Below are 21,197 nucleotides of genomic sequence, written 5' to 3' on the forward strand. Positions count from 1 at the left end.
GTGAATTATGTCGCGAATATTGGCTCCGATAACGTCTTGTCCGATTGAATTTACAACAGAACAATCCGAACACAGCCACCCGATCATTCTGGTTGCCGAAAATGATGAATCCTTTGCTTCCGAAGACCCCGTTGCAGCCTCGTGGGCAAAAGCCAACCACTTCACCGGAAAAAGCGGTGACATATTGGTGGTTCCTGATAATGACGGGACGGCTTCCAGAGCCTACCTTGGAGCGGGCGACGGCAGCGATGCCTTTATAACCGGAAATTTGTTTAAACAATTGCCGGAAGGTGAATGGTATTTTGCCAATTTGCCGGAAAACCCGCTTAATCTTTTTCTGGGACTTGGGTTAGGAAGCTATAAATTCAGCAGATATCTTCAAACCGAAGGCCACAAAAAACTAAAATTCACCCTTCCGGAAAATATTGACCGCAGTGAACTCAAACGCCTTGTTGAAACAACATTTTTTGTACGCGATCTCATCAATACACCTACCAATGACATGCAGCCCGACACGATCGAGGAGGCAATACGCCAATTGGGAAGAACTTACGGTGCGAATGTTACAAGTATCTGGGGGGATGATCTTCTCAAACAGAATTTCCCGATGGTTCATGCTGTCGGCCGTGCCGGCTCGGTAGCCCCGCGCATTATCGATCTTCGCTGGGGAGAAGTGAACCGCCCGAAAGTGACTTTGGTGGGAAAAGGGGTTGCTTTCGATAGTGGCGGCCTTGATATAAAATCCGCAAACGGCATGTTATTGATGAAAAAAGATATGGGGGGAGCTGCCAATGTTATGGGGCTTGCCAGACTCATCATGGATGCAAAACTCCCTGTCCAGTTACGACTTATCGTTCCCGCTGTTGAAAATTCGATTTCGGGAAATGCCTTTCGCCCCGGTGATGTTTTAAAAAGCAGAAAAGGCTTGACCGTCGAAATCGGCAATACCGATGCAGAAGGGCGGCTTATTCTGGCTGATGCACTTGCCTTTGGCGACGAAGACAAGCCTGATTATCTTTTCGACATGGCAACCTTGACAGGTGCAGCACGTGTTGCATTAGGACCGGACGTTCCGCCATTTTATTGCAATAACGGGGATCTCGGCCGGGAAATTTCGACACTTTCGCTCAATATTCAGGATCCGTTGTGGCAATTGCCGCTCTGGAAACCCTATCAGAAAAAACTTTCCTCCCGCATTGCCGATCTCAATAATGTAACAACCGACGGATTTGCCGGCTCTATTACGGCTGCTTTATTTTTGCAAAAATTCGTCGATCAGGCGGTAAACTGGGCGCATTTTGATATTTATGGCTGGACACCTGCCGAAAAACCGGCATTTCCGATTGGTGGCGAAGCTCAAGGAATTCGTACGCTTTACACATTTCTGAAAGGCCTTTGATGGATAAACTTGATCCGCGTCTTCATGCTTATCGCCCTGACCTTGCCGACGAATGTTTGCGTGGCAAAGTCGAAGCGCGACAATTTGTGGCCGGCTCTTTGAAGCGCATTGTTGCGCCTGTTGCTGCTCTTTACAAAGTTCCGGACGCGCTGTCAGAGCGGCAAAGCGAATGTCTTTTCGGCGAGGATGTAAAAGTATTTGACGAAAAAAACGGGTTTTGCTGGGTTCAAGCTCAACAGGATGGCTATGTCGGCTACATCGAGCAATCAAAAATCGGATCTGCCGCAAATCACCCCACCCATCGGGTGAACGTGCCACGCACCTTCCAATATCGGGATGCGGATTTGCGCAGCCCCATGATAAGTCCTTTATCCATGGGAAGCCGCATCACTGTAGTTCAAGAAGCTGAAACACGCGGTACCCGTTATGCCAAGCTTGATAATGGAAGCTTCGTTGTTGCCAGTCATATTATGCCTGTCACCACTGTGGCAGATGATTATGTGACCATAGCAGAGTCCTTTATGAACACCCCATATCTGTGGGGCGGGAAAAGTGGTTTGGGAATTGATTGTTCAGGCCTCGTACAACTTGCTATGATGATGACGGGACGAACAGTCTTGCGCGATACCGATATGCAGCAAGCGACAATCGGAAAAATGATTGCACCAGAAGAAGGACTGCAACGTGGTGATCTCGTTTTCTGGAAAGGACATGTTGCCATTATGGTTGATTTTCGCACGCTTATTCATGCCAATGGCGCATCAATGAGCGTGAAAACAGAACCACTTGATGAAGCGATTGCACGCATTGCACGAAATCACGCGCAACCGACCTGCTATCGCCGTCCGGATTAAAGGAAGAAATTATCATGTTAGTGGTGTGGCTCAAAGATTTTCTGGAACTCGCCCGCACCCGTAGTTTCACCAAAGCCGCCGAAAATCGCCATGTTACCCATCCGGCTTTCGGAAGACGCATAAAACTTCTGGAAGAATGGGCCGGAGTTCCGCTCGTCGAGCGGAAAAAGCCGGTCGAGCTGACACCTGACGGCGTCATAGTGCTTGAAGCCGCAACCGATATATTGGAGACAATCCGGTTGCTCCATGGCAGGCTTGATGCCCGCAAGGACGATGCGCAACCGGATTTGAGAATAGCAACCGGTGTCGCATTATCGGTAACGTTCTTTCCCCAATGGTACAAGGAGATGAACGAAAAAGTCGGTACTTTCAGAACACGTGTCATCGCGGGAAGTAACGAAAGTGCCATCCAGTCGCTCGCAAATAATGAAGCAGACCTTCTATTGGCTTATTCCAGCTATCATACGAGGCTACGCATCAATCCGGCAAAATTCAACTGGCTGACGATTGCTCATGAAACACTTGTTCCCATTAGTGCCCCTGACAAAGAAGGAAAACCTGTTTTTACAGGAATGACTGAACAGTCCGATCCGTTTTTAGCGTTTTTACCGACAACCGCATTGAAAACAATTATCACCCGTCATCTCGCAAGCCTCGACGACAAGCCGAATTTACATGTTGTTCATGAAACCGACTCTTTCAGCTCGATTGTAGAACTGGTTGCAGCCGGATTGGGGATGGCCTGGCTACCCTATCAACTCTGTAAGCCCGCAATAGAAAGCGGGCGCATTGTGGAAATTGATAATCCCAAATGGCTTATGCCGGTTGACATCGCTCTTTATCGCAAAAAATTTTCGAGCCATCCGATCGTTGACAAGATATGGGCTTATTACGTCGGCAAAAGTTTAAAATAAGCACATACTTGTGCAAAATAAGCACGGGTATTTTGACCCCGCTCTAGTTTAGAATTTACCTAAATCGATTGATTGACATCGATCACATGAATGGATCACTACAATAACAATTCGATCAATCGTATAAAAGTGGTTTCAAAAAATTCGGACAAGTTGAATTTCAAAAACCCGAAAATGACAGAGGGAAAAATGGGGCAAGCCAAAAGCAAAGGAAAACGGTCAATCCGGCAAAGCATAAAAGAACATTGGCGTGAATTTGCTGCCGCAAGTGCCGGTAATGCGTTAGAATTTTATGACATCCTGATTTACGGTTATTTCGCGATTACCATCGGTCATTTGTTTTTTCCGAACAAAGATAGCGCCGTTTCGTTACTGATTGCTGTTGGCACTTTCGGCATATCATTCATTACCAGACCTTTAGGTTCCGTCGTCTTGGGAAGCTATGCCGACAAAGCCGGCCGTAAAGCATCAATGACACTTTCTATCTCGTTGATGGTTGTCGGCACGGCCATGATCACTTTTTGTCCGACCTATGAAACCATCGGGATCTGGGCGCCGCTCATCATCATTATAGCACGCATGTTACAAGGCTTTTCGACCGGAGGGGAATTCGGCTCTTCTGTTGCTTTTCTCGTTGAACACGCAGGCATCGACAAACGCGGATTTTTTGCAAGCTTCCAGATGTCGACACAAGGATTGGCAACCGTTTTTGCAGCCGGATTCAGTGCGCTGCTCTTTGCTCTTCTTACGCCTGAACAACTTAACGCATGGGGTTGGCGGCTCGCCTTTGCATTCGGATTGTTTATCGGCCCGATCGGCTTATACATACGCCGTAGTGTGGCAGAAACAGCCGATTTCGAGAGTGTAAAAACCTCTCGCCCGAAAAATACACCGCTGCACGACCTATTTAAATATAATTGGCGCGATATCCTGTTGTGTATCGGACTTATCGCAGCGGCAACGGCATTCAATTATGTTCATAAAATCTACATGCCGACCTATGCGATCAAGCAACTCCATTTACCGGAAACATTTTCCTTCATCGGTGCAATGATTACCGGCGTTATGTTGTTGATTGTCTCGCCAATGGTGGGTGCCATTTCCGACCGGTTCGGACGTATCCGGATTGTTGGCATATCGCTTATATTTCTCGGCATCACATCATGGCCGTTATTCTATATCCTCAATGCTATGCCGGTGCCTGCCGTGTTGTTTGCCGTACAAGCTTTTGTAGGTTTTCTCCTGGCCTGTAGTCTGGCAGCAATGCCTGCGCTTATTGCCGAAATATTCCCTACCAATGTACGCAGTACAGGTCTTGCCATCAGTTATAATCTGGCTGTTACGATCTTTGGCGGTTTTGCCCCTCTCATTGCAACATGGCTCATTCAAACGACACACAACAACATGTCTCCAAGTTTTTATGTCATGTTTACGGTTCTTCTAAGCCTGATATCGATATCTTTTCTTGCACATCGTCATCAGATTGCCGAGCCAAAAGAAAATTCTCAATCCAAAGCTTTGAAACAAGGAATTCAAGAATAGACTATGATGAATAACCTCAAACAATATCCGATCGAATTGTCCTTTCCGGACTTATCAAAATGGAAGCAGGGTAATTGTGGCGTCGACTACGTTTATCAGTTCAAGTCGGAGAATCCCGGCAAACACGTTATGATTATGTCGCTTATTCATGGCAATGAAATTAGCGGTGCTTTGGTTGTCGACAGGCTTTTGCGAGACAAGTTAAAGCCCGAACGCGGAACTCTCACTTTGGGGTTTGCCAATGTTGCAGCCTATGAAGCGTTCTCACCCGATGCACCTGATGCAACCCGCTTTCTAGAAGAAGATATGAACCGTGTTTGGGACGAGAAAGCCCTTGACGGTCCCCGCGACAGTCAGGAATTGCGCCGCGCACGTGCTTTACGCCCTATCGTTGATCAGGTTGATCTTCTTCTTGATCTCCATTCCATGCATGAATCCGATCCGGCAATTATGATGGGTGGCTATCTTAAAAAAGGTGAAGATCTCGCCCGCAAAATTGGCGTACCCGAGTATATTGTCATGGATAAAGGCCATAAAGCCGGAAGGCGGCTGCGCGATTATGGCGATTTTGGCAATCCGGAAAGCCCGAAAGCAGCTATTTTGTTCGAGTCAGGCCAGCATTTTGAAAAACATGCCTATCCGGCTGCGCTTGATGTTGCTGCCCGCTTTTTGATCGTTGCCGGCGTTGTCGACCGGAAAACAGTTGAAGATTACCTCCTGCCCACAACCGTTCAAAAACAGAAAGTGGTCGATATTACCGAGGCTGTTACAATCAAAACAGACAAATTCCGTTTTGCCGATGATTTCAAAGGTATGCAGCTGATAAAGAAGGCCGGTACAATTATCGCCTATGATGGTGATGAAGAGATAAAGACACCTTATGACAACTGTATTCTTGTTCAACCATCAATGCGCCATGCCCGCAAAGGCAATACAGCAGTGCGCTTAGGACATCTGCTTTAGTCCGAATAAAAATCCGAATACATAAAATGAATGGCGGCAATTTTGCCGCCATTTGATTTAGAAACCTTCAACGACAAGTTTACCGACCGAACGTTGGGTTTCGATCAGGCGGTGCGCTTCACGTAAATTGGCAGCATTGATGGGCGACAACACTTTGGACAATGTTGGTACCAGCTTTTTCTCGTCGATCAATTGCGCAACATGACGCAAAATCTCTCCCTGTCGGGCAATATTATCTGTCGTGAACATAGAACGTGTAAACATCGATTCCCAATGAACCGAAATGCTTTTCATTTTCAATGGATTGATGTTGAACGTCTTTGGGCCGTCAATTAATCCCAGCCGCCCTTCGGGTGCAAGAATATCGACGTATTGCGGCAAATAACCGTCAGAATTTGCTGTCGAGAAGATAAACGCCGGATGAGGAAAACCGATTTTTTCAAGCTGTGGTGCAAAATCTCTCGTGTGGTCGATAACGTGATGAGCTCCCATTTTCAGCGCCCATTCCTGTGACTGTGGACGGGAAGCGGTTGCAATAATTTCCACATCGGAGAGGTGGCGTGCCAATTGAATGGCTATAGAGCCGACACCACCGGCACCGGCAATCATCAATAGTGCATTTTTGCCCTTATGAACCGGCTTTAAAATATCAATCCGGTCAAACAACATCTCGTAAGCAGTAAGCGATGTAAGCGGCATGGCGGCGGCTGTTTTGAAATCAAGACTCTTCGGCTTAATCGCAACCAGACGGCTATCTATCGCTTGAAACTCACTGTTTGAACCTTGCCGGTTAATGGCACCGGCATAGTAAACTTCATCCCCCTCGTGGAAACCGGTAACATTTTTACCTAGTTTTTGCACAATGCCCGCGGCATCAAACCCCAGAATTCGTGGGCTATCCCCAAAAGGTTTTCCGCTTTGCCGTGTTTTCACATCAATCGGATTGACCGAAACAGCTTTTACTGCAACCAACAGGTCGTCGTCGCCGATTTCCGGCATATCAAGATTAAAATCCTGCAATGACCGATCGTCACTAATCGGCAAATTCTCATAATATCCGACGGCTTTCATAATGGCTTTCCTTTGGTGAGAAACATTTAAAACATCTATAAAATGACATAGATAGGAGGCAATCACCTCCTAAACTACCAATTTAGAGTGTTTTTGAAAGAAAGCCAATTGAACCGGACAAATCGGTTATTGCATTATTTTGCATCTGCCAGAGATAGCCCATGCAAAATGTAACCGGAATTACAAAGAACCCGAATTATTTGGCAATTTTTTTCTGATCTTTCGACGATGCTTCAATATGATCAACATCGTCAAAATCGGGGTCCTTAAATTGTAAATCGTGGAGATGCTTATAAAGGCCACCTTCAATCTGCAACAATTGATGTTGGGTTCCTTGTTCGACAATCTTGCCATTTTTCATAACAACGATTTTATCAGCGCGCGAAATTGTCGAAAGCCTATGTGCAATGACGATCGTCGTGCGGTTGGTTGTCAACCGTGCCAAAGCTTCTTTGATCAAGGATTCGGATTCTGAATCAAGAGCACTGGTTGCTTCATCCAAGATCAGAATTTCACTATTGCGCAACATGGCGCGTGCAATAGCAATGCGCTGTTTTTGACCGCCTGAAAGATTGCCACCATTATCACCGACATCGGTATCGTAGCCATTCGGCAGTTCCATAATAAAATCATGCGCATTGGCAAGCTTGGCAACCTGTTCGATTTCTTCTTCGGTTGCCCCTTCGCGCCCGAGCCCGATATTATAGCGGACAGAGCCTTGAAAAAGGAAGGTATCTTGCCCGACATAAGACATCAATTCGCGTAATGATTTGAAGCTCACATCACGGATATCTTGACCATCAATCAGAATACGTCCTTCTTGCGGATCATAAAGACGCATGATCAGATTGATCATTGTCGATTTACCTGAACCGGAAGGCCCGACCAAGGCAGTCATTTTTCCCGCCGGAATATCAAGATTGATATCATGCAGAACCATGTGATCCTTCACATAGGAAAAGCCGACATGTTCAAGCCGGACATCACCCTTCGAGCGGTCAAGATCAACAGGATTTTCTTTTTCCATAAGAGTGAGCGGATGATCAAGAATTTCGAACATCATACGCACACCGATCATGCCTGATTCAATTTTGACACGCACATTGGCAACCCGTTTTGCGGGTTCATAAGCCAGAAGGAGCGCAACAATAAATGACATCAGCTCGCCTTGAACGCCAACTCTTTGGGTTGCCATGTAACCGGAAAAACAAATAACCACGGCTATAGCAACACCGGCAAGCGTTTCCATAATCGGATTAGTTGCCGATTCGAGCATCGCAATACCATTCGAGCGCATTTCCACATCGGTAATAGCCTTTTCCATGCGCCGCTTCATCAACTCTTCCAATGAAAAGGCCTTAATGACGCGAATGCCGATTGTGGTTTCCTGCATAACTTTAATAATTTCGGCAATAGAAGAAAGTTCTTTTTCCATCAGTCCCCGAACGCGTTTGAGAACCTGACGAACACCGATAAAAGCAAGCGGTCCGACAGCCAAGGCAACAATACTCAGCAGAAAGTTCTGATAAAGCATAACTGCAAGAAGACTGACAACCGAAAAAAGATCACGCACAAATGTGGTTACAATCGTATCAATAATGCTGCGAGCGGCATTTGCGTTTTGTGTAACACGCACAAGCAAATCGGAGGAAGAATTATTCTGATAGAATGCAACACCTTGCTGCATCAGTCGCGAATAAATACGGCGCTGTTGTTCAGCAACAATACTATTGCCTGCTTTACTTAAAAAATAGGTCTGGGCAAAAGTGGAAAACCCCTTCAGAATAAAAATTCCCGCAACCGCCGCGGAAACCATTGCAATAATTTTAAAGTCCTTGGCTTCTATGATGTGATTAACTACATCACGCATAATCCACGCGCTAGCGCCGGTCGTAGCAGAAATCACAAGCATTGCGATAATCGCACAGACATACCAGAATGCATGTTTGCGGAAATTATCATGAAGCAAACGCATAATGAGTTTTTTATCAAATGATGATATCTGCTTTTTTTTTGCCATAAACAGCTGAACCTTTTTAAATGACTACCTTTCGTGAATGATAAATCGTTCCTTCACCAACAGCCACTATCACTATCCACGTTCCTATCCTGTTAAATAACTAGATGCAAGAAGTCCGTCCATTTTCAAATATATTATGTAGCCGATTAGCCGACTGTGCTTATATATGAGTGTAATTTTATGTCATCCGGATAAACAGGTTATCCCAAAAACAAACAGGCAAATGCAAACTGTCTTTACCGAAGAGTAAGACTATTCAACAACGCAAAATTTTTGTACATATTTCTGGCAGGTTGGGAAATTTTGAAGTGTCTTTTTATCAAAAAACAATAAACGTTTTTTTGCCAAAAACTGTCAGAAAAATCGTCGATCTAATTAATAGACCGGCGAGTTACCGGCGTTTTGATAAACAGCTTCCTACAGTTACCATCATATATGGTTCTTCAAATTCTACCATTGTTAGCCTGATTGATTATGTAAACGGATTAGCAGGCTGTTATAACCTCGTCCTTTTCTTACCCGAAGGATATACGGGCTTACCAGTTGAAGAACGGAAAAAATGTTGGCAGATTTACTACTATAATCCAGAAGATTTGCTTAAGCGTGTAAAACAGAAATTTGCGTGGTTTTTTCGATCTGTCCCTGACATGCATTTTGTCTTGGTCGACGCCTGTATCGGCCGCTTTCTGATGCGCTATCTGTGGCGTAAAAAAATAGCCAGTATATTGCTTGTTAACAAAAATTATCCTCTCAAAGGAAAGCCTTTAAATAGAGTACTCGCTTACGCAACGAGAGTTATTTACGATTCCTATAATACTTTTATGAAAACTCTCACTAACGAGCTCTGGGCATTTCCTGACAGTATAGACTATCTTTCTTTCGAAAAAGATGAGCGCCCACGAGAAGCCGAGGCTTATGTTCGGGAGATCATCGATATCTGCGAGAGGGCCAATAAGCAACTCGCTCAGGAAGACGAAGATGCGCATTTTTTAAGTAAATCGCCGGAGTTTGATATTCCGTATTGGACCGGAAAAAACAAACATGTCTTAAACCGCTTTCGTTATGCTCGGCGTTATATCCGTGATTATAAAAGCGGCGCCAATGCAGCTCGTCCCAAACCCGGCTTTCATCCGGGAATTTACGCGGAAAATCACGATCTTGGTATAACTCGAATTGATCCATTCGTAGATTATCTAAAGTCGGGTAAACCTCAAGGGCACTGGAATTGGCAAGTACTTACATCGCCAGACATTGTTCATTCTTTCATCGGCAGACAGAAAATTGCATTGCACATACATGCATTTTACCCGGATATGCTGGGGGAAATCTTTCAAAGATTGAAGAGTAATACAATACGTCCGGATATATTTATCAGTGTCAAAAGTGACAGAGATAAATCGGTTATTGAACCGATGCTTAAAGGATATGGTGACAGAATCGAGATCAAGCTTGTTCCTAACCGCGGAAGAGATATCGGTCCACTGTTAACGGAATTCGGACACAAGTTTGTAGAAGACTATGATATCATCGGTCATATCCACACAAAAAAGAGTTTGCACAAAACCAACCGCGAGATGGTCGCTGCGTGGAATAATTTCCTTTTAACAAATCTTTTAGGCGATGGGAAAAAGATACGGATGGCCGATGCCATCCTGAACTATATGCAATCAAATAAAAAAACCGCTCTTATTTTTCCTGATGACAAATATGCCGTTGGCTGGGCCCGCAATTATCAAGCCGCGGTTGATATAGCTCACCGTATAGGGTTAGTGAAATTGCCCAAATATGTTGTATTTCCAACAGGTTCAATGTTTTGGGTTAAAGCAGCTGTGCTAAAGCCATTTGTCGATCTCAACCTCACATGGGAAGACTATCCTGATGAGCCCCTGCCAACCGATGGTACGCATTTACATGCAATTGAACGGATGTTGACGTTAAGCTGCTATCAACAAGGCCTTGATATAGCTACAACCTATCTACCAGACACAATGCGATGAGCCTATTTAAGAAAAGATTGGTTCCAGACAATCCTTTTTTCAAAGGATGAACCGGAACCATATTTTTGTTACGACAAACGACGGAATTTAACGACTTTTGAAAGCCTTACTTTTTTTCGTCATTTCTCAGTTTTATGCTCTCGGCAGTTTTTTCAATCTCGTCACTATAGGCAGCCAATGTACCTTTTTCACCGGTTGCATGCATAAAAATCGGATGACCGTCATTACCAACCGCAGCATAGATAACGAGATCAACAGGATCACCCTTCATAAGGGCAGTTGCCTGTAAACGAAGTCCCGAATGGCCGGCAAATTTTGTCGTCGAGGTCTTGCGATGCTCGACATTTTTGACGGTATTCTGGATAGACTGGAGATAAGTATCAACAACCTTATCAAGGGGTGCATTCGGGGCAGTCTCGAGACCTTTTGTGACGATAATATCGGGCCGTTCGACATCTTCTTTTGTATAAGCCGGAATTGTGAGCATTGCCGAACTGTTCATGATCGATCCGACAAATTCGAATGGCGGTTGAGCGCCAAAGGTAAAGGGCAAAGCACTTAATTGATCAGTTTCGTCATTATGGCTGGCAAGTGAAACAGAATTGAAAATCTTCATGGCATCATCAGCCGAAAATTCTTCGGTTTCCGGTGCTTGCACCGTTATGACATAAGATGCATTCGACGTGAAAAGCATTGATGACCATTTGTCGAAAACATCATTTGCAGCCGCCTGCTTGCCCTTATAGACAATTAAATCATACCCATCGCGCGATTTTGTTTTGAGCTGCGTTGCTATGTCATAGTGCTGAGCACCCATTGCAGCTGTAAATTTGCTCTGATCGTTGAACAGCTCTTTCATCCTGTTACTTGCCGGAGGCATGGTCGCAACAAGAATGGAAGCCCCGGTTTTTTTGTCGACAAAGCCGCTAAAATCGGTTGTCAGAGTAAAGCTGTCAGGAACGCTGATATATACCGCTGTTCCGGGAACTTTCTGGTATACCGCAGCTCGAGTAGCTATCGGTGCCACGCATAAAGCAATAACAGCAGAGATGAGTCGTATTGATTTATACACTGTTCGGACCTCCAGTATTCTAAACCACCCAATGCATCAACGAGTTGAACCGCATATCTAATATAATACCTAGAACGATTATAAGATAGAAATGTTCAACAAAAAACACCCTCATGATGGATCAGTCACGGAAATGTGACGGGCTATGTTACTCTTTCTGTATCCGTAACAAAAATAGAACACGATTCCAATGAGGTTCCACAAGAGAAAATAGAACTGGGTTTTCGAAGGCAGGCTGAAAAACAGATAAATACACCCGATTGCACTCACCGGCCCGACAATCCATACGAAAGGTGTTTTGAATTTTCTGGGAATATCTGCCGCAGTTTTACGCAAGACAACAAGACAAATACCGACAGAGGTAAAGGCGACCAACGTTCCGGCATTGGCCAATGCCGCGATTTCATCAAGACGAAAAAGCCCGGCAATGGCAGCAATGATTATCGCTGTGAAAATTGTTGTCGTAACCGGCGTACCGGTTTTTGCACTGACGCGAGAAAGGAAACCCGGCAAGGTACCATCACGCCCCATAACAAAAAATATGCGCGTCTGACCGTAAAAGAATGCTAATAAAACAGTTGGCAAGGCCACGACAGCAGCAATACCGATGATGCCGGCAATACTATTGGAATTGAGACTACGCAAAATATGTGCAAGTGGCTCCTCGCTATGGGAAAATGCCGTGTAATGAAGTGCTCCCACTGCGCCGAGACCGACGAGAACATAAATAATGATACAGACAATCAGCGAACCGACAATGCCGATAGACAGATCACGACGTGGTTGCTTGGTTTCTTCAGCAGCCGTTGCAATTGTATCAAAACCATAGAAGGCGAAAAATATAATAGCGGCCGCAGCCATCACACCGCGTTCGACGCCATCAGGTGACATGACTTTGGAAAAGCCATTCGGCATGAAAGGATGAAGATTTTCAATATTGAAATGCGGCAGCGTAACAATAATGAAAAGCACAAGAGCTGCTATCTTGATAAGAACAAGGAACAAATTCAACGTTGCACTTGCTTTGGTGCCAATAATCAACATTCCGGCAATAACGAAAACAATAAAAACTGCAGGAAGATTGACAAGCCCATGAAGTTGGGTTGCGGGATCAACAGAATTATAACCGGCTGTCAGCCAGAACGGCAGATGAATGCCGATGCCGTGCAAAAAACCTGTTGCATAGGCCGACCAGCCGACAGCAACAGTACTTACAACCAGCGAATATTCGAGAATAAGACTCCATCCGACAATCCAGGCAATCAGCTCTCCTAACGCAGCATAGGAATAAGTATAGGCACCTCCGGCAAGCGGAATAAGGGTAGCAAGTTCGGCATAGGCAAATGCGGCACATGCACAAATAACACCTGCAATCACAAAGGATAACAGCACTGCCGGCCCTGCTCTATCGGCGCCAATGCCGATCAAAGTATAAATGCCGGTACCGACGATCCCTCCAACTCCCAAGGCAACAAGATGATGCCAACTTAATGTTGGAATGAGCTTACGCTCGTTATCCGAAGTTTGTTGAACAACCGGTTTACGTCTAAGCCATTCTGACACTCTATCTACTCCCTACTCCTACCGCCTTACAATGCTCTCAACAGATTGGAAGCATGTATCCCTTCACGGTATAAAACGCGAAACTCCAACTTTTTTGTTCTATAAATATAAAAATAAAATGCGATGTTTTTACTATTTCATTTATTGGCTAACAATTGCAACAAAAAAAGGTAATAAAAAAGCACCGTTTATAACGGTGCTTTTCAAATTCCATCGCTTTATTTGGGTGCGATGACCATCATCATCTGTCGCCCTTCAAGCTTAGGCTCGGCTTCCACTTTCGAAATACCGGACGTATCTACTTTTAAACGTTCAAGAAGTTGCATACCCAATTCCTGGTGGGCCATTTCACGGCCACGGAACCGAAGGGTAATCTTGACCTTGTCGCCACCTTCAAGAAATTTTGCGATCGCCTTCATCTTTACCCCGTAATCGTGAGTATCGATGTTCGGCCGCATCTTGATTTCTTTAATTTCCACGGTCTTCTGCTTTTTACGAGCTTCAGACGCTTTTTTCTGGTTCTGATATTTCAGTTTGCCAAGATCGATGATTTTACAAACCGGAGGTTCTGCATTGGGAACAATCTCTACAAGATCAAGACCAGCCTCTTCAGCCATTGCCAAAGCATCGTGCGTTGAAATAATCCCGTGATTATGCCCTTCATGATCAATAAGCTGTATACGAGGAATGCGAATATCCTGATTGGAACGCGGCCCATCTTTTGGGGTTGGCGTTGATTTAAACGGTCGGCGAATGGTCGGTTCTCCCTATAATAGTTTCAATTCTTCAGCCTTGACATAAGCTATCCGTTAAAAATAGGCGGGGTGACTTGATAGAACAAAGTTTCCTCGCCGGATATATGTTTTATATCCGGATAAACTTATATCTTCTCTGTCATATACAAATTGACGTTTGAAAACAACCGAAATGCTAGGCTTTTAACGAATATTGCCGTGAAAGAGCTATTAAGGGTTTAAGTTCGCAAATTTCCGGTTAGAATAAAACTGTTCGAAATAAATCCGGGCTTTCAAACTTTGCAGGGAGTTTTTTATGGAAAATGGTGATCTTGAATTTCTGACTGTAGGCCATCAAAAACTCGCTATTCGCGCTTTGAAGGGGAGTAAACATCCCGGCTTGATGTGGTTGCCCGGTTACCGTTCACATATGATGGGTGGCAAAGCTCTTGCATTGAACGAATTTGCAAAAAGCAACGATTATCCTTTTTTACGTTTTGATTATTCGGGAACTGGCGAATCAGAAGGTGATTTCCATCAGGGTAGTATTTCCAAATGGTTGGAAGAAAGCCTGATACTTTTTGAAAAATTTTGCCAAGGACCGCAAATTATTGCCGGCTCGTCAATGGGTGGTTGGATCGCGCTTCGCATGGCACAAATTCTTGCCAAAAAAAACATCCCGCTTGCCGGTTTGTTACTTTTGGCACCTGCACCGGATTTTACGCGCGATCTTGTTCGCCCTCAAATGACAGATGAACAGAAAAAGGAACTTGATAAACAGGGCTTTTTTGAAGTTCCTTACGAAAAAGATATGGATCCCGTACCTTTTACAAAAATTTTCCTTGATGACGGGGATAAAAATCTGGTTATGGAAGGGCTCATTGATATCAACTGTCCCGTTCACATCATACAGGGAATGGCCGATAATGAAGTTCCCTATCAACACACCCTCGAACTTGTCGAACATCTTCCCTTCAATAATGTCACGCTGACGTTGGTTAAAGACGGCGAACATCATCTTTCCAGACCCGAAGATATGGCTATAATTCTGGATGGTTTGAAGATGTTGATAGAAAATCACGACCACTGAAAACAATGTTTTGATGATCAAACGGAAAATCCGGCCGGTTTTCTAATCGGCAAAATCCCGTTAACAACGGAAAAGCAAATTGGCGAGAATTGCCGTGAAAATTGTTTGTCTTCAAAATTAACAAATTGAATGCAAAACAAAAATTCGCCGAATGTTTTTGGAGCGAATTTAAAGCAAATCTTTCCGTGATATTTTTACCTATCTCTTCAAAAAATGCTTTTTGTTATTAAATAAAGGCCATGTTTTTTCCCAAGCCTCGCACTCACTATTTTGAACCAGAAAAATTACAGCTGACGCTGCAATTGTCGGATCGTGCCTTGCCGCTTACGATTGTAACAAGTGCGCGAGCAAAAAGGCTGACATTGCGGATAGAGGCCGGTGGAAAAGGCGTGCGTGCAACTATCCCGCCAAGAACATCTGAAGAAGAGGTCTTAAACTTCGTCGAGCGTTATAAAGGTTGGATAGAAAACCGCATTTCCCGTTTGCCTCCTCCACAGGAGGCCCCGATGTTGAGAGCTGGTGCCGCCATACCTATCCTCGGTTATCCTTATGAAATTATTCATCAAGAAGGGCGCGGCAATGTCACTATTATTCAGAATGATAATGGCAAGGGCGGGAAAATCATTGTTTATGGTGATAGCCGGCATTTGCCGCGACACATCAGTGAAGCACTGAAGAAACAGGCAGCCCGCATTATCGGCCCGCTTGTCGAAAAACATAGTCAAACGGTCGGTCGCAAACCGGTTTCCATTCGCTATAAAGATACCAGAAGCCGCTGGGGGTCTTGCTCGGCCGACGGTCATTTGTCGTTTTCATGGCGCATTGTCATGGCACCCTTGGGTGTCATTGATTATCTCGTTGCTCACGAGACTTCCCATCTTATAGAGATGAACCATGGCCCCAAATTCTGGGCGTTGTGCGAGAAACTGTGCCCTCGCACAAAAGAATATAAGGCATGGCTCAAGCGCAATGGACAGGCACTTCATGCGATCGACTTCAAATAATTGATTGAAAAAACGCGATCATTGTTGCGGCCTTAAAAAAATCACCGTCTTCGCGGAAAGACGATCCTGAATAGATTGAGATTGACGAAATACGCTGTTGATGTCGCCTGCAAAATAACGTTGAAAAGCCGAGGATTCATTAAAACACCAGCACCTTGGGGAATGCAGAAAGGTTAGGCATCAAGCCCCATTTGCCAAAATTCGGTTTCAAGGCGGGTTGCCGTGTTGAAAATTTTTCTCAAGCGCTCAAACCGCACTTTACTGTCTTCTGCCGTGGCAAGTTTGTTAAAACTTTCAAGAAAAGACCGGACACCATTCAGATAGTCTTCGCTCTTATAATTATTGATCCATTCCGAATAGGGATTGCCTTTGAACACTGTTTTATCAGAGTTGACGAGATTAAGACCGATTTCGGCGTAGCCTGCAACACAAGGTATCAAGGCTGTCATTAAATCAAGTCTATCGCCCGAATATCCGACATCCAGAACAAAACGGGTATAGGCAATGGTTTGAATTGCTTCTTCTGCCCGGCTCATCTCCTGTTCCGATAGTCCCCACTTTTTTGCATAGGCGACATGAAGCGGCATTTCCTCTGCAATGGCTTTGAGCCCGTCAAGCGCCTCTCTGACATCGGAAATATTTGTAGATTTTGCTGCAAGAAGCGCATAGCCGCGAGAAAAATGAACAAGAAACAGATAGTCTTGCGTTAAAAACTTCCTGAAACATTTTTCAGGCAGCGTTCCTGCAGCCAATTGGTTGACAAAAGGATGACAAGTATAAGCCTGCCATAATGCGCCCGCGTTTTTTCTCAATTGTCCAAAAGAACCTTGTTCGAAATCGGGGTTTTTCATTCATCCTCCTCTATATCTGACTGACAGGACTGTAATACGACTTTATCTGTTTTTGACTGCTCGTTGTCTTTATAGGTCCCGTTGTCTTTATAGGTAAGGACTGCCTCATTACCTTTTATATGAAGGCGATAATTATCTTGTTCATCAACGGCAATAAAAAGTTTTCCTGGAAAAAGCTTATCCGGATTTTTAGGCTCCTCACGCATTCCGACCAATTTTCCATCAATGGCAACAACTGCATAATCGCGTTCTTTGTCTTTGATAAAGACAACCTGTAACGACACACCGCGCTCGCAAATATAGGTCTCATTATGTACGGACGGGTCTTGTGCATTGGCCGCAATAAAAGGGAATGCCAAAAACAAAGCAACCGTCACGAAAATCGTCTTCAACATTTTTCAGGACCTTTTAAACAGGATAATTTTTTGGAACTTTATGTGAGACCATCCGTTATGAAGGCACCAGGAACGAACCTGGTACCCCTGGGTGCCCGATAGAGTTGCCCCCGCTTGTCTAGGTCGGGCACCCGTTCTTCTCATTATACGCCTCCTCCCATATAATGAGCACTAACCTACTACAATCGGTGTTCCGACAGGAACCCGGTTGTAGAGGTCTATGATATCCTGGTTCATTAATCTGATACAACCTGAAGACATTGATTGTCCGATGGACCACCATTCCGGCGAGCCGTGGATTCTATAGCCGGTATCACGACCATTCTGATAGATATAAAGAGCACGCGCACCAAGCGGATTTGTCGGCCCCGGTTCCATGCCGTTACGATATTCGACAAGCTCGGGTTTTCTTCCGATCATTTCGGCAGGTGGTGTCCAGCGTGGCCATTCACGCTTGAATTGGACATTGGCACGCCCCGACCATTGGAAACCGGCAGCACCAATGCCTACGCCATAACGCAGAGCATCGCCATCCGGCTGGATAAAATAGAGGAAATGATCTTTCAGGCTAACAACAATGGTTCCAGGTGGTTCGCCAGTCGGATTTGGTACAATCTGCCGTAAAAATTGTTTCGGAACCTTGTCATAAGGTATGGCGCTGAGCGTATAAGGGCCTTCGTGAACGGCCGCGTACATAACATCAGGTGATGTAAAGCCTTTATCAATTCCGATCGGCGGGCGAGGAATTGAACCGGTGGTCATATTATTATAACCACTCCCCAAAATTCCGCTGCTGGTGCAGCCACTCAAAACCCCGATAAATGCTGTTCCGCTTCCAACAAGGAAAGTGCGACGAGACAAAGAGGGGCAAGATTTTTTCATAAAGTGCGTGAACTCATCTTCAAAAAGTTGCAATTCCGAACGGATTCAATTTCCGATAATTCCGTTCAATCGATATTCAACTTTTTCGATAATGCATAAGGATGGTTTCCGATTGGTTAATGCTGTTTTAAAACTGCTTCCACAAGTGCACACCAGAAAATTGCTCCGTCTAAAAGATTGCGATCGTCGAAATTATAGTGTGGACTATGTAGACTTGCACTGTCGCCATTACCGAGAAAGAAAAATGCTCCCGGACAGGCTTGCAGCATAAAGGCGAAATCCTCGCTTACAGTGGTTGGTATCTCGTTTTGGACGATTTTATCAGCTCCCAATCTCTGTTTTGCAATATAGAGAGCAAAATCGCTATATTCAGCATGATTGACCAACGCCGGAACCAGCCGGTCATATTGTACATAAGCGCGCGCCCCGAAACTTTGCGCCTGCGCTTCAACGATTTTTTTGATCCGGTCTTCAACAAGATTTTGAATATCTGCTGAAAAACTACGCACCGTTAATGAAATTGTCACACTATCCGGAATGATATTGAATGCTTCACCGCCATGTATCGAGCCGGTTGATATAATCGCCGAATGAAGTGGCGGAACATTCCGCGCGACGATAGTTTGTAATGCTATGACGATCGAAGACGCAACAATAATAGGGTCGATTGCAGTTTCAGGGCGGGCTCCATGACCACCTTTTCCATGAACAACAATTGTTACGGCATCGACAGAAGCCATCATGGCACTTTTGGTAAATTGTATTTTACCTTGGTCCAATCCCGGCCAATTATGCAGTCCATAAACAGCATCACAAGGAAATCGTTCAAACAATCCGTCTTTAATCATAGCCTTTGCTCCGGCACCAATTTCTTCAGCCGGTTGAAAAATAAGATGCACTGTTCCGTCGAAATTCCTTGTAACGGCCAAAGCACGTGCAGCTGTAAGAAGTGTTGTTGTATGGCCATCATGGCCACATGCATGCATCACTCCTTGATTTTTACTGGCATATTCCAGATCTGTTTCTTCTTTTATCGGCAAAGCGTCCATATCGGCACGAATACCGATAGACTTTTTTCCATTGCCATTTTTCAATGATGCGACAATACCGTTTCCACCGACGTGACGTGTGACTTTATAACCGTATTGTTCGAGAAGTTCGCCTACACGAGCCGATGTTACGGTTTCCTTTCCCGACAATTCCGGATTTTTATGCATAGCATGCCGGAATGCTGTCATTTCCGGCAAATAGGAGAGAATCAAATTTTCAATTGATTTGTCAGCCATCTTTCCTGTCCCCGTTGATAGTCTTACCTATTATGGATTTTGCAAAAGATGATTATCAAGAAATGACCAACCAAGTTTTCTTTTTGCCGCGCTATTTTTTTCTTCTTAACCGAAGTTTCCGGCTATGTTGCTGTTAAAAAAAATCCGGTCGATTGCGATTGCAGTTAAAACACGTCAAAAATAATTTTTTTGAATAAAAAACCCGCCTGTTTTTGAAATACGCCGATCGGCTTTTTTTAAACAGACGGGTAAATAATGTTGATAAGCTGGTTTTTGCGGCTGGATGCAATGAATAATCATTGAATATCCGACCGGAAAAAAGGCAACTTAAGATCTAAATTCTTCAAGCTTTGGCAAGATATTTCTCAACCAGTGCACCCCAGAAACTTGCACCGACAGCAATGCCATCATCATTGAAATTGTAATGTGGCGTATGCAGACCCGAGCTATCACCATTACCCATAATAATGTATGCGCCCGGTACTTTTTGCAGCATATAGGAAAAATCCTCGCTCGGGGTCAACGGCTCGGCATTCTCGACAACATTTTCGTCGCCGACAACGTCTCTTGCAACGCCTAAAGCAAAGTCGATTGCATCCGCATCATTTACTGTAACGGGATAACCACGCTCGTAATTGATAATGGCTTCTGCACCATAGCTTTCAGCCTGTGATTTGGCGATTTTACAAATCCGTTCCTGTAGAAGGTCACGCACTTTTGCCGAGAAACAACGGATCGTCAGATCCATCTTTACTTCATCAGGAATAATATTGGAAACGCTGCCGCCCTGAATCTTGCCAACCGTAACAAGTGCTGCCTCAAGCGGGGGAACGTTACGGGAAACAACTGTCTGCAAGGCCATAACGATAGAAGAGGCTGCAACAATCGGATCAATTGTGGTTTCCGGCCGTGCACCATGACCACCTTTACCGTGCACTGTAATATAAGCAGTATCGACTGAAGCCATCATCGGCCCCTTGGTAAAGCGCAATGTTCCGGCAGGAAAGCCCGGCCAGTTATGAAGCCCATAAATACGGTCACAGGGGAATTTTTCAAACAGACCGTCTTCAATCATGGCTTTACCGCCACCATAATTTTCTTCAGCCGGCTGGAAAATAACGCGAACTGTGCCATCAAAATTCTTTGTCTCGGCGAGATAACGGGCTGCTGTCAGCAGGGTTGTTGTGTGTCCGTCATGTCCGCAGGCGTGCATGACACCTTCGTTCTTACTGGAATATTCAAGATTTGTTTCTTCCGAAATCGGCAACGCATCCATATCGGCACGGATACCGATGATTTTTTTGCCGTTTCCGACCTTCAATGTTCCTACAATACCGGTTTTTCCGATTCCGCGAGTGACTTCGAAACCCCACTTTTTCAAAAGTGCGGCGACTTTATCACCCGTCTGATGTTCGTGATAGCCAAGCTCCGGATTCTGATGGATCGAATGGCGTAATTCGATCATTTCATCGATCGTTTTATTAATATGTTCGCGAATATGATTCATTATCTTTTCTTTCTAGCACGCGTTTTCTGAATGAGCCTTGTGCAAATTTTCGT

Annotated in this window: 18 protein-coding genes; 8 read left to right on the plus strand and 10 right to left on the minus strand. The window is 44.7% G+C overall.

Annotated features, from left to right (window positions below; all coding sequences use genetic code 11):
- Positions 1-7 precede the first annotated feature (7 nt).
- The 5 genes from PEB0122_RS01625 to PEB0122_RS01645 all read left to right on the plus strand — a co-directional run bounded on the left by PEB0122_RS01625 (position 8) and on the right by PEB0122_RS01645 (position 5,672).
- Positions 8-1,399 carry a leucyl aminopeptidase family protein gene (locus PEB0122_RS01625; protein ID WP_075915320.1) on the plus strand — a complete coding sequence of 464 codons (1,392 nt, stop codon included), beginning with the start codon at positions 8-10 and terminating at the stop codon, positions 1,397-1,399.
- Positions 1,399-2,253: a C40 family peptidase gene (locus tag PEB0122_RS01630; protein WP_075915321.1), complete on the plus strand. Its 855-nt coding sequence runs from the start codon at positions 1,399-1,401 to the stop codon at positions 2,251-2,253. The genes PEB0122_RS01625 and PEB0122_RS01630 overlap by 1 nt, the downstream gene beginning before the upstream one ends.
- Positions 2,254-2,267: 14 nt before the next feature.
- Positions 2,268-3,167 (plus strand): LysR family transcriptional regulator, encoded by a 900-nt coding sequence (locus tag PEB0122_RS01635; protein WP_075869570.1) that lies wholly within the window; start codon positions 2,268-2,270, stop codon positions 3,165-3,167.
- A gap of 90 nt (positions 3,168-3,257) precedes the next feature.
- The gene (locus tag PEB0122_RS01640) at positions 3,258-4,709 is read left to right on the plus strand and encodes an MFS transporter (protein WP_198935980.1); all 1,452 of its coding nucleotides are present in this window, start codon (positions 3,258-3,260) and stop codon (positions 4,707-4,709) included.
- Between the two features lie 3 nt (positions 4,710-4,712).
- Positions 4,713-5,672 carry a M14 family metallopeptidase gene (locus PEB0122_RS01645; RefSeq protein ID WP_075915322.1) on the plus strand — a complete coding sequence of 320 codons (960 nt, stop codon included), beginning with the start codon at positions 4,713-4,715 and terminating at the stop codon, positions 5,670-5,672.
- A gap of 57 nt (positions 5,673-5,729) precedes the next feature.
- On the opposite strand, the gene PEB0122_RS01650 is transcribed toward PEB0122_RS01645, so the two are convergent.
- Positions 5,730-6,743, minus strand: coding sequence for a zinc-binding alcohol dehydrogenase family protein (locus PEB0122_RS01650; RefSeq protein WP_075915323.1), 1,014 nt, complete (start codon positions 6,741-6,743; stop codon positions 5,730-5,732).
- A gap of 196 nt (positions 6,744-6,939) precedes the next feature.
- The gene (locus PEB0122_RS01655; RefSeq protein WP_075869567.1) at positions 6,940-8,763 is read right to left on the minus strand and encodes an ABC transporter ATP-binding protein; all 1,824 of its coding nucleotides are present in this window, start codon (positions 8,761-8,763) and stop codon (positions 6,940-6,942) included.
- A gap of 308 nt (positions 8,764-9,071) precedes the next feature.
- On the opposite strand from PEB0122_RS01655, the gene PEB0122_RS01660 reads away from it, so the two are divergent.
- Positions 9,072-10,760: a rhamnan synthesis F family protein gene (locus PEB0122_RS01660; protein ID WP_143238780.1), complete on the plus strand. Its 1,689-nt coding sequence runs from the start codon at positions 9,072-9,074 to the stop codon at positions 10,758-10,760.
- 106 nt (positions 10,761-10,866) lie between these two features.
- Here the strand turns inward: PEB0122_RS01660 and PEB0122_RS01665 are convergent, their stop codons facing one another.
- The 3 genes from PEB0122_RS01665 to infC all read right to left on the minus strand — a co-directional run bounded on the left by PEB0122_RS01665 (position 10,867) and on the right by infC (position 14,150).
- Entirely contained in the window at positions 10,867-11,832 is a 966-nt protein-coding gene (locus PEB0122_RS01665) for a hypothetical protein (protein WP_075915325.1), read from the minus strand.
- Positions 11,833-11,943: 111 nt separating this feature from the next.
- Positions 11,944-13,395 carry an amino acid permease gene (locus PEB0122_RS01670; RefSeq protein ID WP_075915326.1) on the minus strand — a complete coding sequence of 484 codons (1,452 nt, stop codon included), beginning with the start codon at positions 13,393-13,395 and terminating at the stop codon, positions 11,944-11,946.
- Between the two features lie 218 nt (positions 13,396-13,613).
- The gene (gene infC, locus PEB0122_RS01675) at positions 13,614-14,150 is read right to left on the minus strand and encodes a translation initiation factor IF-3 (RefSeq protein WP_075869563.1); all 537 of its coding nucleotides are present in this window, start codon (positions 14,148-14,150) and stop codon (positions 13,614-13,616) included.
- A 295-nt stretch (positions 14,151-14,445) separates the two neighbouring features.
- Here infC and PEB0122_RS01680 point away from each other — a divergent pair, with 295 nt between their 5' ends.
- Together PEB0122_RS01680 and PEB0122_RS01685 are read left to right on the plus strand one after the other, a co-directional pair.
- A complete protein-coding gene (locus PEB0122_RS01680) occupies positions 14,446-15,219 on the plus strand; it encodes an alpha/beta hydrolase (protein ID WP_075915327.1) in 774 nt (257 codons plus the stop codon).
- Between the two features lie 317 nt (positions 15,220-15,536).
- Positions 15,537-16,223, plus strand: a complete 687-nt coding sequence (locus PEB0122_RS01685; RefSeq protein ID WP_225867777.1) for a M48 family metallopeptidase — start codon at positions 15,537-15,539, stop codon at positions 16,221-16,223.
- 173 nt (positions 16,224-16,396) lie between these two features.
- Here PEB0122_RS01685 and tenA read toward each other — a convergent pair whose 3' ends face one another.
- From tenA to PEB0122_RS01710, 5 genes are all read right to left on the minus strand, one after another.
- Positions 16,397-17,074, minus strand: a complete 678-nt coding sequence (tenA, locus tag PEB0122_RS01690) for a thiaminase II (RefSeq protein ID WP_075915329.1) — start codon at positions 17,072-17,074, stop codon at positions 16,397-16,399.
- Entirely contained in the window at positions 17,071-17,469 is a 399-nt protein-coding gene (locus PEB0122_RS01695) for an MliC family protein (RefSeq protein ID WP_075915330.1), read from the minus strand. The genes tenA and PEB0122_RS01695 overlap by 4 nt, the downstream gene beginning before the upstream one ends.
- A gap of 171 nt (positions 17,470-17,640) precedes the next feature.
- A complete protein-coding gene (locus PEB0122_RS01700) occupies positions 17,641-18,351 on the minus strand; it encodes a L,D-transpeptidase (RefSeq protein WP_075869558.1) in 711 nt (236 codons plus the stop codon).
- Between the two features lie 116 nt (positions 18,352-18,467).
- The gene (locus PEB0122_RS01705) at positions 18,468-19,637 is read right to left on the minus strand and encodes a M20 aminoacylase family protein (protein ID WP_075915331.1); all 1,170 of its coding nucleotides are present in this window, start codon (positions 19,635-19,637) and stop codon (positions 18,468-18,470) included.
- Between the two features lie 343 nt (positions 19,638-19,980).
- Complete coding sequence (locus PEB0122_RS01710; RefSeq protein ID WP_075915332.1) at positions 19,981-21,144, minus strand: M20 aminoacylase family protein; 1,164 nt, start codon at positions 21,142-21,144, stop codon at positions 19,981-19,983.
- Positions 21,145-21,197: the final 53 nt, after the last annotated feature.

It is taken from the genome of Ditibartonella apis (genome assembly GCF_001952075.1).
Taxonomy (GTDB): domain Bacteria; phylum Pseudomonadota; class Alphaproteobacteria; order Rhizobiales; family Rhizobiaceae; genus Bartonella; species Bartonella apis.